Here is a 15054-nt window from a genome sequence, read left to right on the forward strand (position 1 = left end):
AGCCGCCATGTACGCGGTGGCGGTGAGCCGAACCGGCGCACCGGAGGTCCTCACCTACACCGAAGCCCGGAAGCCGACAGCCGCTGCCAACGGCGTGGTGATCAAGGCGGAGGCGATCGGGGTCAACTTCATGGACACCCATTTCCGATCCGGCAGGTACCCCCGCGCGCTGCCCTTCATTCCGGGTAGTGAGGTGTGCGGTACCGTCGTGAGTGTCGGCGCGAACGTGTCGACGGTTCAGCAGGGCGATCGGGTCGCGAGCGCCGACGCCGTGGGTGCCTACGCCGAATACTGCACCGCGCCAGCGGCTTTGGTAGCTCACGTGCCCGCCGACATCGGCAGCGACAACGCGGCCGCCGCCCTGTTGAAAGGACTGACGGCACACTTCTTGGTCAACTCTGTCTATCCGGTCAAACCGGGTGACGTCATCTTGGTGCACGCGGGCGCCGGCGGTGTCGGCCTGATCCTCACCCAATGGGCCGTCAGCCTCGGCGCACGGGTGATCACGACGACATCCACGTCGGCCAAGGCGGACCTCTCGCGCCGATCCGGAGCGACGTACGTGCTCGCCTATCCAACCGATCCGGTCGAATTCGGGTCCATTGTTCGCCAACTGACCGGCGGTCGCGGTGTCTCGGCGGTGTACGACGGAGTTGGCCGGACCACCTTCGACGCCAGCCTGGCCAGCCTGGCCGTTCGCGGCACGCTCGTCCTGTTCGGCGCCGCCGGCGGACCGGTGCCGCCGGTCGATTCGCAGCGGCTGCGCACCGCCGGTTCGGTGTACCTGACTCGCCCGCTGCGCAGCCATTTCAACCGGACCTACGACGAGTTCGCCTGGCGCGCAACCGAACTCTTCCGAGCGATCAACGACGGCACGGTCGATGTCACCATCGGTGAACGTTATCCGCTGACCGAGGCCGCCCGAGCGCACCGCGACCTGGAGTCCCGGCGGACACACGGCTCGTCCTTGCTCATACCGCCGGCAGGCAATTGACCTTGAACGTGGCCGACACAATCTCGCCAAATGCCCCAACCGCGCCGATGAAGAGCCGCTTGAGGTCGTAACCCGCGACATCTTTCATGGTCTCGCCGCCGAACCGGGCCGGTGCGCCACCGTCTGCGAGGACGACCCGAAGGCCGAGCAGATTGTTGCGCACCGCGCGCCGCTCGGTACCAGCGGCATTGGCTATCAGCGCTCCTACACTGCGCCCGTCCGGGACAGTGGGTAGTGCGGCACAAGTCATGTGCTGCTCAGTCAAATGGGCGGCCAGCTCATCGAGCCGCACGCCGGCACCGACCGTCAGGCTCAGATTCGCGGCGTTGAGATCGATCTGGGTATCGCCAAAGGCTGCCGCGGCCGCCGGCTCATTCTTCACCGAATCTTGGCGCCGGTGGCCCGCTAGTGCGGCGCGAACGGTTGCCTCGAACGAGGCGAGCGCGGGCTCGTCTGGCGACAAGTCGGGCAGCAGCACGCCCGGATTGAGTAAGCCGGTGGGGTCGAAGACGCGCTTGACGGCGCGCTGCGTGGCGATCTCCACCGGGCTGAAACGCTTGGTCATGAACTGGCGCTTCTCGGTGCCGACACCGTGCTCACCTGTCAACGTTCCGCCGAGTTCCAGTGCAGCGTCGATGATTTCATTGTTCGCGGCTTCCAGCGCCGCGGCCGCCTTGGGATTTGTTGAGTCGAAAAAGGAGATGGGGTGCAGATCCCCGTCACCGGCATGCCCGGCCACCGCGATGAACAACAGTCCGTCGGTGTGCCGCGCTGCGGCGCGCTGGATGGCTTCCTGCATCTCGGGAATCCGGTTACGCGGCACGGTGACGTCCCCGATGAAGTAGTCGTGGCCGCTGCGTACCACCGCGTCCGGCGCGTGCAGCCTGCCGTACCAGAGCCTTTCGCGAGCCTCGTCATCGGTGGCAACCCGAACCTCAATGGCGTTGCGGCGCAGTACCTTTTCCACTGTCGAAGCGTCACGCTCAACTTCCTCGACGGTGCCGTCCACGTCGACCAGCACGATCGCATCCACATCCGTGGGGTAGCCGGTGTCGGTGAACGCCTGCAACCCCGCAATTCCGGCACGGTCCAGCCACTCGAGCGCAGCGGGCACCGTGCCAGTCCGGATGATGTCCGCGACAGCATCGGCGGCGTCGTGGGCTGAGGCGAAGCTGCCCATCAAGCTGTGAGTCACCGGTGCGATGGGCCGCAACGCCACGGTTGCCTCGGTGACAATGCCGAGGGTGCCCTCCGAACCGATGATCACTCCGAGCAGGTCCGGCCCGTCATCGTCGGCGGACAGGTTCACCAGGGTGCCGTCGGCCAGCACCACCTCGATTTCGTGGATATGGTTGTAAGTAACGCCGTACTTCAATGCGTGTGGCCCCCCGGCATTTTCGATGATGTTGCCACCTATGGTGGACAGCGGCGCCGAGACCGGGTCAGGGGAGAAGCACAGGCCGTAGCCGATCAGCCGCTTCTGCAGGTCGGCGTTGATGACACCCGCCTCGACGCGAGCGGTACGCGCCTCGGGATCGATCGCGAGCACGCGGTTCATCGCAGACATGTCCAGCATTACCCGATCGGGTGCGGCCATCATGCCGGCGCTGCAGTTCGACGCACCGCCGCGGGTGACCACCGGAATGTGGTGTGCGGCCGCAATGCGCAGCACCGAGATCACCTCGGTGCGGGAAACCGGCCGGACGGAAACCCCGGGCAACCCGCCGAACCCCCAGTAGTCGCGGCCCCGTGCAGCCAGCTCACCGGCGTCGGAAACTATTGCGTCAGGGCCAGACAACGCCGCGGCGAATTGGCTGATCACACTGCTGTCCATGGTCATCCTCGATCGTGTTGATTCGGCTCAACATTCGCACCTTCGGCCGTGCGGTGAGCCCGTGAAAATCCCCGGGGTTGGCGAGTCCCCGGGGCCATCGATTCGTCGAGCGTGTGGCCTACGTACCGTTCCGTGTTAGGGCACCGGCGACGCGGGTATCTGCACACAGACTCAATCCGGCCGAAGGGAGTACGTGTGCGCTCGCCCCAACGCATCGCGGTGATCGCGCACAATCATCACCCGATCCGGGAGCCCTATGCCGGTGGACTCGAGGCGCACGTAGGACACCTGGCCCGCGCGTTGGTGCGCGAGGGTCACCAGGTCACACTGTTCGCCGCGGCGGACTCCGATCTGGGGCCGGCCCATCCGGGATTGGCGATCGATACGCTGCAGCGCAGTTCAGCGGCCTCCGGACCGTTCCCGCTGCCGGGCGCGGTCAAGGATTCCGACCACAAAGCATTCGTCGCGCTGATGACGTGGCTGGCCGAGGGCGGCGCCGCCGACTACGACGTGATCCACAACCACAGCCTGCACTACGTCCCGATCCTGATGGCGCCACGGCTCGGGACGCCGATGCTGACGACCCTGCACACACCGCCGTTCCCGGTATTGGAAGCTGCGGTCGGCGCGGTTCGCCGACGCGGCCTCACCTTCGCGGCGGTCAGCCGGCAGGCAGCCGCCGTCTGGGCGCACACCGGCATCGATACGGCCGTCGTCCCCAACGGCATCGACGTCGCGCGGTGGCCTGCAGGGCCGGGTGGGCGCTACGTCGTGTGGTCCGGTCGTATCGTCGGCGAGAAAGGGCCACATCTGGCGATCGAAGCGGCCCAGCACTCCGGGCACCCCCTTGTGCTGGCCGGGCCAGTCGTCGATGACGAGTTCTTCCGCCGCAGGATCGGGCCGCAGCTGGGCGCCCGGGTGCGGTATGCGGGCCATCTCGACCAGCACCGCCTGGCCGCGCTGGTGGGCGGAGCCGCCGCCGCGCTGGTGACCCCGCTGTGGGACGAGCCCTACGGCCTGGTCGTGGCAGAAGCGATGGCCTGCGGGACGCCGGTGGTGGCGTTCGCTCGTGGCGGCATCCCAGAACTTGTCGATGAACGGTGCGGCCGCCTGGTGCCGCCCGGGGACGTGGCCGCCATGGCGCGCGGCATTCCAGTCGTCACCGAGCTATCGCGCACCCAGGTCCGTCGCATTGCGGTCGCCCGACACGACGTCTCCGCGATGGTCGCCAAATACGTTGCGCTGTATCGCAGTCTGCTGGCCAAGTCCGAGGCGCGCAGCCGCCCCCGGACCGCGTGAGTTTCGGCGCGGCGCGGACGGGTACGCGACCGATCAGCTGATGTAGCGAACAAGCCCAGGAGCCTTAATGACCGATGTGTCCGCAATACCACCCGATCCCGACGACACCCGTGACATCCTCACCGACCGCCAAGGTCACCCGATCTACGACAACCAGAATCAACGCACCATCGGTGCCCGCGGGCCGGCGACCCTGGAGAATTACCACTTCCTGGAGAAGATCAGCCATTTCGACCGGGAACGCATCCCGGAGCGCGTCGTGCACGCCCGCGGCTTCGTCGCCTACGGCTACTTCGAGGCCACCGGGAAGTGGGGCGACGAGTCGATCGCGAAGTACACCAGAGCCAAGGTCTTCTCCGAAGCCGGCAAACGCACCGACCTGGCCATTCGCTTCTCGACGGTGATCGGCGGCCGAGACTCCTCGGAGGCAGCGCGAGACCCGCGCGGGTTCGCCGTCAAGTTCTATACCGAGGACGGCAACTGGGATCTCGTGGGCAACAACCTCGGCGTCTTCTTCATCCGCGATGCGGTGAAGTTTCCCGATGTGATCCACGCGCTCAAGCCGGATCCGGTCACCTTCCGGCAGGAGCCCGCCCGCATTTTCGACTTCATGTCGCAGACGCCGGAGTCGATGCACATGCTGGTCAACCTGTTCTCCCCGCGCGGCATCCCGGCGAACTACCGCACCATGCAGGGCTTTGGCGTCAACACTTATCGGTGGGTCAACGCCGAGGGTGAGAGTCACTTGGTCAAGTACCACTGGATGCCGAAGATCGGAGTAAAGAGCCTCACCGAGGCGGATGCCGCGGCGATCCAGGCCGAAGACCTCGGCCACGCCAGTAGAGACCTCTACGAGGCCATCGAGTCCGGTGACTATCCGGAGTGGCAGCTGCTGGTGCAGCTGATGACCGACGACGACCACCCCGAACTCGACTTCGACCCGCTCGACGACACCAAGACCTGGCCGGAGAACGAGTTCCCGCCAAAACTGGTCGGCACCATGGTGCTCAACCGCAACGTGTCGGACTTCTTCAACGAGAACGAACAGAGCGCCTTCGGCACCGGCGTGCTGGTCGACGGTCTCGAGTTCTCCGACGACAAGATGCTGGTCGGCCGGACCTTTTCCTACTCCGATACCCAGCGCTACCGGGTGGGGCCGAATTACCTGCAACTTCCGGTGAACCAGGCGAAGAACGCGAAGGTGTCCACCAACCAGCAGGGCGGGCAGATGCAGTACCGCGTCGACAACAACGGCGCCAACCCGCACGTCAACTACGAGCCGTCCATCACTGGCGGCCTGCGGGAGGCCACCAGCCAGCGCCCGGACGAGGTCGGTCCCGAGATCCGTGGCCGGTTGACGAAGAAGCGCATAGCGCGCACTGACGACTACACCCAGGCCGGACAGCGCTACCAGTTGATGGAGCAGTGGGAGAAGGACGACTTGGTGCTCAACCTGGTCAATGGCATCTCCGAGGCGGTGCGCGAGGTCCAGGAGCGCATGGTGTGGCACTTCCTGATGTGCGACGACGAACTGGGGATCCGGGTTGGCGAGGGTCTAAGCATCACGCCCGACGATGTCCGGCACCTGGAACCGCTGAAATCGCAGACGCTGACTGATGCCGACGAACATCGCCGCGCCAACCTCGGCAAGAACGGACCTCGCGACGTCGAAGGACTGACGATGACGCACTGCGTACCCAACGAGCACGTGTCGGTGGCCAGCAGAACCGGTTGAGCCGTTTTCGTCCAGCCTGATCACAAGCGTTGCGATGGCGGCGCCGCGTGCCTACCGTTGCGGTGAGCCGTGTGTATACAGGCGACTACACGCGGGGATACTTCGAAAGGCGCGGACAAATGAGTAGCGATCTTCGTGTGGTGAAGCTGGGCGAGAACATCGGCGCCCGCGTCGATGGCGTGCGGCTCGGGAAGCTCGACGCCGGGACCGCCGCGGCGGTGAACCAGGCTCTGCTCACGCACAAGGTGATCTTCTTCCGCGGCCAACATCACCTGGACGACGACTCGCACTACGCGTTCGCCGAAAGCCTGGGCGTACCAACGACTCCGCATCCGACGCTGAAGTTCGAGGGCAGCAAGGTCATGCGATTGGAGGCCGTCGGGGGCAGCGGCGCCAATCAGTGGCACACGGATGTCACCTTCGTCGACCGCCCACCGAAGGCCTCGATCCTGCGCGCCGTCGAATTGCCCTCCTACGGGGGCACCACCACGTGGGCCTCCACCGTCGCCGCGTTTCAGCAGCTGCCGCAACCGTTGCAGGAACTCGCCGAAAACCTGTGGGCCGTGCACAACAACACGTTCGACTACGCCCAGATCGATCCCGTCAAGCTGGCTGCAGCCCAGGCGAACCCGGAAGCGATGCTGAAATATGCGGCCGAATTCCAGTCGACTCATTTCGAAACGCTGCATCCGGTGGTGCGAGTGCATCCGGAGACCGGCGAAAAAGCGTTGCTGCTCGGCTCTTTCGCGAAGTCGATCGTGGGCCTCAACGGCGCCGAGTCGCAGGCCTTATACCGCATCTTCCAGGACCGCATCACTTGGCTGGAGAACACGATCCGGTGGAACTGGGAACTCGGCGACGTCGCGATGTGGGACAACCGCGCCACCCAGCACTACGCCGTCTCGGACTTCGGCGACCAACCCCGCCGGGTGCACCGAATTACTCTCGCCGGCGACGTCCCGGTGAGCGTCCGCGGTGAACGCAGCCAGGCGATCCAGGGCGACGCCAGCGACTATTCGGTGATCGACGACCCGAAACCGCTTGTGGCTTAAGGTCAGGCGGCAATCAGGTCGTCGATCTGGTTGATCGCCGACGTTGCTCCTTCGATGACGCCCATGTCCAGCACCTGCTGGAGCGCCTCGGCGGAGGAGAAGGTGCTGACGAAGGTCGCGCGGGTCCCGCCGTCGTGCTCGGCAAAGGTGTAAACGTTCGTCGAGACGGGCAAGTCCGGGTTGGGGTTGAAGTCCTCATCGGCGAAGCCGTCGTCGAACGAGAAGCTTCTCGGCTCGTCGACGTCGGTGATATTCCAGTACCCGGCGTACTTCTCCCCCTCTGGACCAGTCATGAAATACGTCATGCGGCCGCCTGGTCGCAGGTCATGGTCGACGACGGTCGCCGGATGAGACGGTGGCCCCCAGACCTTCTCCAACTGCCGCGGATCGGCGTAGACCTGCCAGACACGCTGCACCGGCGCGGCGAAGTCGGCGATGATGGTCAAGGTCAGGTTCTCGAGGTCGTGTTGGACGTCGGTCACGGGCATGGTTCAGTCCTCCCTGTTTGCATCGGATGCGATGAGTTCGTCGATGCGCGCAACCCGATCACGCCAAAGGTGTTCCAGCTCTGTGAGCATGGATGCCACCGACCGCACCGCCGCGACGTCGCCGCTGGCCAACTGTTCGCGACCGCTGCGACGCTTGGTCAGCAGGCCGGCCCTTTCCAGGACCGTGACGTGCTTCTGTACCGCGGCAAAACTCATCTCGTAATTCATCGCGAGCGCGGAAACCGAATGCTCACCGGTCAAGACCCGGCGCATGATGTCACGCCGGGTCCGATCGGCAAGCGCCTGGAACAAGGCATCCGCCCGGTCCTCGGCATCCACAATCACCGGCCCAACATACAACCAATTGGTTGTATGTTGTCAAGCCCTAAGACCGGCCTGAAATCGGCGCGCCAATTTCGCCGAACCCGCTGTTAGGGTTCGTTCAGTCCCGGAAACCAAGGGGGGTTCAGCGGATGACCACGCAGTTGGAGCTGGAACTGGAGGCGCTGGGACGCTTGCGCCCGGAGTTGCGGACCCTGGGTGAAGTGCTCCGGATGGTCGCGCACCGTCCGTCTGCCGGTGCTGTCCCGGATGCCGACGCGGACTCGCCCTCGCTGGTCGCGGCCCGCGAGGTGAGCTATGACACGATTCCCGGATTGCAGACCGTGGTTGCCGACAGGTTCACGAAGGTGGGGGATCTGATTGAGCAGGCTCGCAACGCATTTGCGCGCACCGACGGCGACCTGATCACGGTGATCGAGAGCGCTGGCACCCTGGCGCCCGGGAGCTGAGGAAGCGCCCGGATGGTCACCCGCAAACAGATCGACGCCGCCAGTCCGCAGGCGGTACTCGACATGGTCGACGCCTGGAAGAAGTCGGCGAAAGAGATGGCCGGCCACGCCGACTCCTACCGGCAGCTGGTGACCTTCCCGGGCGGCCAGCCATGGTCGGGGGCCACCAGAGACGCGGCGGTCGCCATGGCCGCCAAGGATTACGCGGCGATTGACCGGTTGCGCGACGCCATTGACGCGATGGGTGACAGAGCCGCAAATGACATCCACAGCTCGGTGATCCCCAGGCTCAACGAGGCGCGAGCCAAGATCGCCGATGCGGAGGCCAACCAGTTTCGCGTCAATGACGACCTGTCGGTCACCGACACCAGGAAACAGGCAAACGGCGCGCCGGATCCCAAACGTACCCAGGACCGCGACAATTTCGAGAGGGACATCAGGGCCGCCGCGAACAAGTGGTGGGAGTCCGAATCGGCGGTGGCGCGGCAGCTGGACAGCGACCGAAAAGCATTGGCGGCCAACTTCAATCCGGTCGCCGCCGGACATCCTCCGCACGACCCGCGACCGCATATCCAAGACGCGCTGTCCAAGCCGCTACCGGAGGACCCGAAGGCGTTCCACGACCTCTGGCAGCAGCTGACCCCGGATGAGAAGGACTGGCTCTACAGCCAAGACCACAACCTCGGCAATCACCCCGGGATGCCCTGGGATCCCGATGATCACCTGGGTAGGGACCACTACAACCGCCAGCACCTCGCGGAGCTCGAACAGCACACTGCGGCAACGGTCGATCGCCTGCAGGAGCGGTTGAATGCGCTTGCCGCGCAACAGTATATGGGCGACCACAGCGCGACAACCGCCGACCAACTGGCGGTGCTGGCGCCGCAATTGCTGGCAGCCCGGCACGATCTCGACGGCTACCGGGCGGTGCAGAGCACGCTGAACAGTACCGACGGCCCGAAGCGCTATCTCGGCATCATCGACGAGAACGGACATGCCGCGGTGGCGATCGGCAACCCTGACAAGGCGTCCCGCAACGCCATCCTGGTGCCGGGAACCGGACAGGACATGGCGACCTTCAACGGCAGCGACAAGAAGTCGCTGGCCATGTATAACGCCGCGATGCAGGCGACTACGACCCTGGGTCCCGGTGACGTGGCAGTGACGACCTGGATGGGCTACGACCGACCGATGGACCTCACTGAGGCGGCCTGGCCCGACCCGGCCCGCGCCGGTGCAGGGGCCCTGGAATCATTCCAAAGCGGGCAGCGCGCGTCCCACGTCGGCACACCGTCGATCGACACCGTGGTCGGACACAGTTATGGCTCAACTCAAGTCGGTGCGGCCGCATCCGGCGGGCACCACCTGGACGCCAACAACGTCATCGCCGTGGGCAGCCCCGGGATGCTGGTCGACCACGCCAGCGACCTGAGCCTGGACCCCGGAGCGAGGGTGTTCGCCATCCGGGCCTGGAACGACCCGATCGATCTCGTCACCGGATTGACCCTGGGCCCCGACCCCAAGGGATCCGATTTCGGGGCAACTGCTCTGTTGGCGGATCCGGGGCCCGGTTTCGGCCCATTCGGACTTCTTCCCAATGTCGAGGCGCACAGCAGCTACTGGAACGCCGGAAATCCCGCGCTGGCCAACATGGGCGCCGTCATCGCCGGTGTACCACCGCCACAGGTGATCGGCCCCAACGGAGTGGAGCCGGGACGATGAGCCGAAACCGCCGAGTCACAACGAAAGTCGGCGCCGGCGCAATCACCGCGGCGTTGCTCGTGGGCGGGTGTGGGCACCACGCCCCGCTTGGCCCGCCAACGCCGTCCGGAGCTACCCCCCTTGGAGGACCACCGATGACATCCACACCCCCACCGCCGCCGGGCTGGAAGCTGCAACCCGCCGTCCCGGCCACCCAGCAGCAGGCGCAGGACACGGTAATCGGTTACCTGCGAAGGACTTTGCAGGAGCTTCCCCCCGGAACCACCTTGGACGCGACCCGCTACAGCGGCGGCACGAACAGCGTCCCGTGCAAAGACGACACTTCCGCGAACCCGCCCGAGGAATTCACCACAATCGGGGACCTCAAGCCGCCGCCCGGCACCGACACCAGCTCCCTCGTTGCCAGCGCCGGTGACATCTGGAAACGCTGGGGCTGGTACGTCTATGAACGAGACGGCTTCTACAAACCCAACCGATTCGGCTATGCCCCCGACGGGTACAGCCTGCAGATCGAAGCCAGGGCGCGGCCCGGTGAACCGCCGAGCCTCAAAGCTACGTCCCCTTGCTTCCCGGCCGAAACGCCTCGCGACCGTACCCCATTTCCGGCCATCCTGGCCGCGGAATAGACCGCGAATCAACGGGTTCCGCGCCGCCGCGATTCCGCCAGGTCCGCCTCGACCAACCGGTCGATCCGACTCCGCAATGTCTCGTAGGTCGCCGGCACCGCGTGCTGGAATTCAGCATCGTAGATGTAGTCGCCGTCGGCATCGAGTTGCACCCAAACCAGGAAGTCCTTCGCCCAGTCGACACCCCACGCCCGGGCGGGCTCGCAGTGCGACTGAATGGTAGCCAGCGCCAAAACGTCGTCATCCCGTACCACGGTCGCTTGTTCCACCGCGGGACGGTCCGCCCGGATCGTGACCTCGTAGTCGTCGTCGAAGTCGTCGAAGCCGGCGAACTCGGCTGCCGACCCGCGGAAGTAGTTGACGTACTTCGGGATAACGACCTGCGGGCGGGAACCGGGACCGCTCGGCCGGACCCCTTGCGCAATCGCGGCCGCGATGTCCGGCGGTGACAGTTCAAAGACATCCACTAGGTCTTGGCCGGGCCGCTGGGCCGCAAGGAAGCCCAACCCTGCGGAACGGCAAGCCGACAATCGAGTGTCTGGGGTGTCGTCGTCGCGGTACAGCACCCGGCACTCCACCCAGACTTCGGCGTGTTCATGCGTCTCGATCCAGTGGCGGAAGACCCGTAGGTCACCGTCGTCGAAGCGGGCGGCGACTGATTGGGCGCCGGCGCCGGATTCGCCCGGAACACCTTCGCGCAGAAGCGGATACGGCAGGAATTCAGCGCCGCGAAGTTCGCATAGCGCATCCAGGTCGGCAAGGTCGATCGTGCCGACCAGCCGGCGGCTCACCCGATGGACCCGTGGGCTCAGTGTCCCTTGAATTCGTCCATCGAGTTGTATACGCCGACCCGCCGAAGATAGATGTCGCGCAACCGAATCGGCAGCACGGCGCTGAGCACCTTGTTCATCTTCGACGTCCACGGCATCACCACAAACGGCTGGCCCTTGAGCATCGCCGACCACGTCGCTTCCACGACGTCCTCCTGTTCGAGCATCGGAGTGAACAGGATGCCTTTCGCGCCCTCGAACATGCCGGTGTTGATGTAGGTCGGACAGACTGTGGTCACCTTGACGTGTTCATGACCGGCTTGTTCGAGCTCCAGTCGCACGGAGTCGGAGAATCCGATCGCGGCCCATTTGGAAGCGGCGTATGCGGCCATGCGAGGGATGGCGTTCAGGCCTGCCGAGGACGCGATGTTGACGACGCGGCACGGTGTGTTCGATTCGACCATCGCCGGCAGGAATTCGCGAAGTACCAGCATCGGCCCAATGGAGTTGACCTCCATGGTGAGCAGGAAGTCCCGTGGTGGGTTCTCCCAGAAGTAGCCGTTGCCGCGCACGATGCCGGCGTTGTTGAACAGCACGTGAATCGTCCCGACGCTGGTGCGGGTCCGCTCGGCGGCCTCGGCCACCACGTCCTGCGAGGTGACGTCGACGGTTTCGTAATGAACCGTGCCCCCCGCCGCTTCCAGCTCGGCCGCTGTTTCCTTCAGTGCGGCCTCGTTGGCGTCCCAGAGGACCACCGCGGCGGCACCCTCCTTGACCGCCTGGGTGGCGAACAGCTTGCCGAGGCCCATGGCGGCTCCGGTGACTAGGACGTTGACTCCCTTGACGGACTGCATGGCTGTTCTCCTCTAGGCGTCTTCGGTGACGGGATCTGATAGCTCTTATACCCGTTCCGGTACCCCACGAGCGACCAGATGTCGCAATCGGAGAAACACGTGCGCGTATCGCCCAGGTGCCCGCGGGTTACTGTGCTGAGGTCGGTCTGAACAAACAAGCCGATTGGACAGTTGGGCGAAAGTCATGACAGCAGCAACGTCGTCGACACTTGAATCGCGGGTCGGCCACCACTACCAAATGGACGGCACGTACCTGGTCGGCCGCGAAAAGGTTCGCGAGTACGCCCGCGCGGTGCAGGACTATCACCCCGCGCATTGGGATGTCGCCGCGGCCGCCGAATTGGGATACCCGGAACTGGTGGCGCCGCTGACGTTCACCTCGGTACCGGGGATGGCATGCAATCGCCGCATGTTCGAATCGGTGGTCGTCGGATACGACACTTACGTGCAAACCGAGGAAGTCTTCGAGCAGCACCGCCCGATCGTCGCGGGCGACGAGCTGCACGTCGATGTCGAGCTGACCTCGGTGCGCAGGATCGCCGGCCGCGACCTGATCACCGTGACCAACACTTTCACCGATGCCGCCGGGGAGCGGGTGCACACCCTGCACACCACGGTCGTCGGCGTCACCGCCGAGGATGTGGACCCCGCGATCAAGTCCGCTGTGCAGAACGCGATGATGCATGACTTCAACATCATCGAAATCAGCGAATCCGACGCCACCTATCAGAAGACGGTGCGTCCCGAGGGAGATGTGCACATCTCCGGGGGAAGCGGAACGCGCACCCCCGGCACGCGGCCCTTCGAGGATGTCCAGGTGGGCGACGAGCTGCCGGTGCACCACGCCCGCTTGTCCCGTGGCGACCTGGTCAACTATGCGGGAGTGGCTGGTGACGCCAACCCGATCCACTGGGACGAGAACCTGGCCAAACTGGCCGGGCTGCCGGACGTGATCGCACACGGCATGCTAACGATGGGTTTGGGCGCCGGATTCGTCTCCGCCTGGTCGGGCGACCCGGGCGCGGTGACCCGTTACGCGGTGCGCTTGTCGGCTCCCGCGATCGTGTCAGCCGCCGAGGGCGCCGACATCGAATTCAACGGCCGGGTCAAATCGCTGGACCCCGACGCCCGCACCGGCGTCATCGTGGTCGGCGCGAAGTCGGCGGGGAAGAAGATCTTCGGTCTAGCGACGGTTGACATCCGGTTCAGCTGAGTCGGCCAGCATCGCATCGACACCGGGGAGTTACCCTATATCCCTTCGTTGAACGAGTGGCCGGAGCACTCAGAGCACAACGGCGCCGGATCTAGCCGGCGGCCCGAATCTCGTTGCGGTGCAGCGCAAGCCAGTCGCGGAAAGACTGCAACTCCGGGTTGATTTCGCGCACCTGAGCCAGATCGCGGTCGCCGACGAAACGGGCAGAATTCTCGGCGTAGTACTGGAACATGTTTCCCATTTCGACCGCGCCGGGAAATCCCTGCGTTCGAAATTCGTCCCAGCTGGGCGGTTCGTAGCTGACGGTTTCGCCCAACACCTCGCTCAACGCTGACGCGTATTCCTGACCGGTGAGGTGGTCGCCGGCGATGCTGAGGGTCTGGCCGAGGTAAGCTCCGCCGCGCGCGAAAAGTTGCAGCGCCGTCTTGCCGATGTCGCCGACGGCGATACCCGACAAGCGTTGGTCTGCCATCGGCAGCGTCAGCCGGAGTCGACCGTCGTCTCCTCGCACCGGGGCAAACGCGTCGGTGAAGCCCTCGAAGAACAGGGTGGTGCGCAGGAATGTGGTCGGCACGTCGTACTCGCGGAAGAACTCGTCCGCCTCGGCCTTAGCGTCGAAGTGCGGCACCTTGAATCGCTCGTCGACGGTCGGCACGCGGTCGTCATCGCCGAAGTAGTCACGCGTGTCCTCCAGGGTCGACCAGATGACGTGCTCCACGCCGGCCTGCTTGGCCGCGAGCGCGGCCGTGTCGGCCTGCGCCAGCTCCCTGTCGGCTCGCGTCCGCGCGCCCTCGTCCTCCGCCGACAAGGGGGCCCAGTAGTTGGTGACGATGAACGCCCCGTGCGCGCCCTCGAACGCGCTACGCAGGCTTGCACCGTCGTCGAGGTCGGCGGCCACCACCTCGGCACCCGCGTTTGCCCAGTCCCGGGCGGCGCCGGACTGTGGGTTGCGCGTCAGCGCGCGCACGCCGAACCGGCCATGCGGATCGCCGAGGATTGCCTTGACCAGGCCGCCACCTTGGGATCCGGTCGCCCCCACCACTGCAATCAGCTTCTTCGATGTCATGTTTTTGCCTCCTGGTTGATGTGTCAACCCAATCGACGGTATGCGCTATGGGTTGATATGTCAACCTGGGCGAGTAGGCTGACGACCATGGCCGAGCGCTGGCACCTAAACAAGGACGAGCAGATCGCTTGGCGCAGCTTCGTCGACATGCACCATCTGCTGGAGCGACACCTTGCGCGATGCCTGCAGCGCGAGTTCGGTCTGTCGGATTCGGACTTCGAGATCTTGGTGAACCTCTCCGAGGCACCGGGTGGCCGAATGCGCGCCTACGAGCTTGGCAGGGCCACGATGTGGGAGAAGAGCCGACTGTCCCACCACCTCAGCCGGATGGAGAAGCGCGGACTGGTCAGGCGCGAGATCGATCCGGCCGCTGATCCGCGCTATCCGCAGATCGTGCTGATGCCGGCTGGCCGCTCCGCTATCGAGTCGGCGGCTCCCGCGAACGCCGCCCGGGTGCGGGAGCTGTTCATCGACGTGCTGGGGCCGGAGCGTCTGGCGGTTTTCCGGCAGGCGGCCCAAGACGTCCTGGCCGCTGTCGAGGAACAATGCGAGGACTCGTCTGACGAATGAGGTTGCCGCGGTGAGTTTGCCCGCGCTCGGAAGTCAAAGT

The 15054-nt window shown here is 65.3% G+C and carries 15 protein-coding genes; 9 read left to right on the forward strand and 6 right to left on the reverse strand.

Annotated features, from left to right (window positions below; all coding sequences use genetic code 11):
- Positions 1 to 7 precede the first annotated feature (7 nt).
- The gene (locus BN972_RS20945; protein ID WP_036362072.1) at positions 8 to 994 is read left to right on the forward strand and encodes a quinone oxidoreductase family protein; all 987 of its coding nucleotides are present in this window, start codon (positions 8 to 10) and stop codon (positions 992 to 994) included.
- Here the strand turns inward: BN972_RS20945 and BN972_RS20950 are convergent.
- Entirely contained in the window at positions 972 to 2828 is a 1857-nt protein-coding gene (locus BN972_RS20950; RefSeq protein WP_235192539.1) for an FAD-binding oxidoreductase, read from the reverse strand. The two genes, BN972_RS20945 and BN972_RS20950, sit on opposite strands and share 23 nt — an antisense overlap.
- A gap of 195 nt (positions 2829 to 3023) precedes the next feature.
- Here BN972_RS20950 and BN972_RS20955 point away from each other — a divergent pair, with 195 nt between their 5' ends.
- The 3 genes from BN972_RS20955 (at position 3024) to BN972_RS20965 (ending at position 6914) form a co-directional block, all read left to right on the forward strand.
- On the forward strand, positions 3024 to 4127 hold the full coding sequence (locus tag BN972_RS20955; RefSeq protein ID WP_080697048.1) for a glycosyltransferase: 1104 nt from the start codon (positions 3024 to 3026) through the stop codon (positions 4125 to 4127).
- Between the two features lie 67 nt (positions 4128 to 4194).
- Positions 4195 to 5862, forward strand: a complete 1668-nt coding sequence (locus tag BN972_RS20960; RefSeq protein WP_036362081.1) for a catalase — start codon at positions 4195 to 4197, stop codon at positions 5860 to 5862.
- A 119-nt stretch (positions 5863 to 5981) separates the two neighbouring features.
- Positions 5982 to 6914, forward strand: coding sequence for a TauD/TfdA dioxygenase family protein (locus BN972_RS20965; protein WP_036362084.1), 933 nt, complete (start codon positions 5982 to 5984; stop codon positions 6912 to 6914).
- A gap of 2 nt (positions 6915 to 6916) precedes the next feature.
- Here the strand turns inward: BN972_RS20965 and BN972_RS20970 are convergent, their stop codons facing one another.
- Positions 6917 to 7402, reverse strand: coding sequence for an SRPBCC family protein (locus tag BN972_RS20970; protein ID WP_036362087.1), 486 nt, complete (start codon positions 7400 to 7402; stop codon positions 6917 to 6919).
- Positions 7403 to 7405: 3 nt separating this feature from the next.
- The gene (locus BN972_RS20975) at positions 7406 to 7747 is read right to left on the reverse strand and encodes an ArsR/SmtB family transcription factor (RefSeq protein ID WP_036362090.1); all 342 of its coding nucleotides are present in this window, start codon (positions 7745 to 7747) and stop codon (positions 7406 to 7408) included.
- Between the two features lie 128 nt (positions 7748 to 7875).
- On the opposite strand from BN972_RS20975, the gene BN972_RS20980 reads away from it, so the two are divergent.
- The 3 genes from BN972_RS20980 to BN972_RS20990 all read left to right on the forward strand — a co-directional run bounded on the left by BN972_RS20980 (position 7876) and on the right by BN972_RS20990 (position 10541).
- Positions 7876 to 8193, forward strand: coding sequence for a hypothetical protein (locus tag BN972_RS20980; protein WP_036362093.1), 318 nt, complete (start codon positions 7876 to 7878; stop codon positions 8191 to 8193).
- Between the two features lie 12 nt (positions 8194 to 8205).
- On the forward strand, positions 8206 to 9915 hold the full coding sequence (locus tag BN972_RS20985; RefSeq protein WP_051545705.1) for an alpha/beta hydrolase: 1710 nt from the start codon (positions 8206 to 8208) through the stop codon (positions 9913 to 9915).
- 134 nt (positions 9916 to 10049) lie between these two features.
- Complete coding sequence (locus BN972_RS20990; protein WP_036362095.1) at positions 10050 to 10541, forward strand: hypothetical protein; 492 nt, start codon at positions 10050 to 10052, stop codon at positions 10539 to 10541.
- An 8-nt stretch (positions 10542 to 10549) separates the two neighbouring features.
- Here the strand turns inward: BN972_RS20990 and BN972_RS20995 are convergent, their stop codons facing one another.
- Both BN972_RS20995 and BN972_RS21000 read right to left on the reverse strand, forming a co-directional pair.
- Positions 10550 to 11332 carry an ESX secretion-associated protein EspG gene (locus BN972_RS20995; RefSeq protein ID WP_036362097.1) on the reverse strand — a complete coding sequence of 261 codons (783 nt, stop codon included), beginning with the start codon at positions 11330 to 11332 and terminating at the stop codon, positions 10550 to 10552.
- 17 nt (positions 11333 to 11349) lie between these two features.
- A complete protein-coding gene (locus tag BN972_RS21000) occupies positions 11350 to 12165 on the reverse strand; it encodes an SDR family NAD(P)-dependent oxidoreductase (RefSeq protein WP_036362100.1) in 816 nt (271 codons plus the stop codon).
- Between the two features lie 184 nt (positions 12166 to 12349).
- Between BN972_RS21000 and BN972_RS21005 the strand changes: the two genes are divergently transcribed.
- Entirely contained in the window at positions 12350 to 13378 is a 1029-nt protein-coding gene (locus BN972_RS21005) for a fused (3R)-hydroxyacyl-ACP dehydratase subunits HadA/HadB (RefSeq protein ID WP_036362103.1), read from the forward strand.
- A 91-nt stretch (positions 13379 to 13469) separates the two neighbouring features.
- Here BN972_RS21005 and BN972_RS21010 read toward each other — a convergent pair whose 3' ends face one another.
- Complete coding sequence (locus tag BN972_RS21010) at positions 13470 to 14444, reverse strand: NmrA/HSCARG family protein (RefSeq protein ID WP_036362106.1); 975 nt, start codon at positions 14442 to 14444, stop codon at positions 13470 to 13472.
- Positions 14445 to 14531: 87 nt separating this feature from the next.
- Here BN972_RS21010 and BN972_RS21015 point away from each other — a divergent pair, with 87 nt between their 5' ends.
- The gene (locus BN972_RS21015) at positions 14532 to 15014 is read left to right on the forward strand and encodes a MarR family winged helix-turn-helix transcriptional regulator (RefSeq protein WP_036362108.1); all 483 of its coding nucleotides are present in this window, start codon (positions 14532 to 14534) and stop codon (positions 15012 to 15014) included.
- The last annotated feature ends 40 nt before the right edge of the window (positions 15015 to 15054 follow it).

The sequence above is a fragment of the Mycobacterium asiaticum DSM 44297 genome (assembly GCF_000613245.1).
Lineage (GTDB): Bacteria > Actinomycetota > Actinomycetes > Mycobacteriales > Mycobacteriaceae > Mycobacterium > Mycobacterium asiaticum.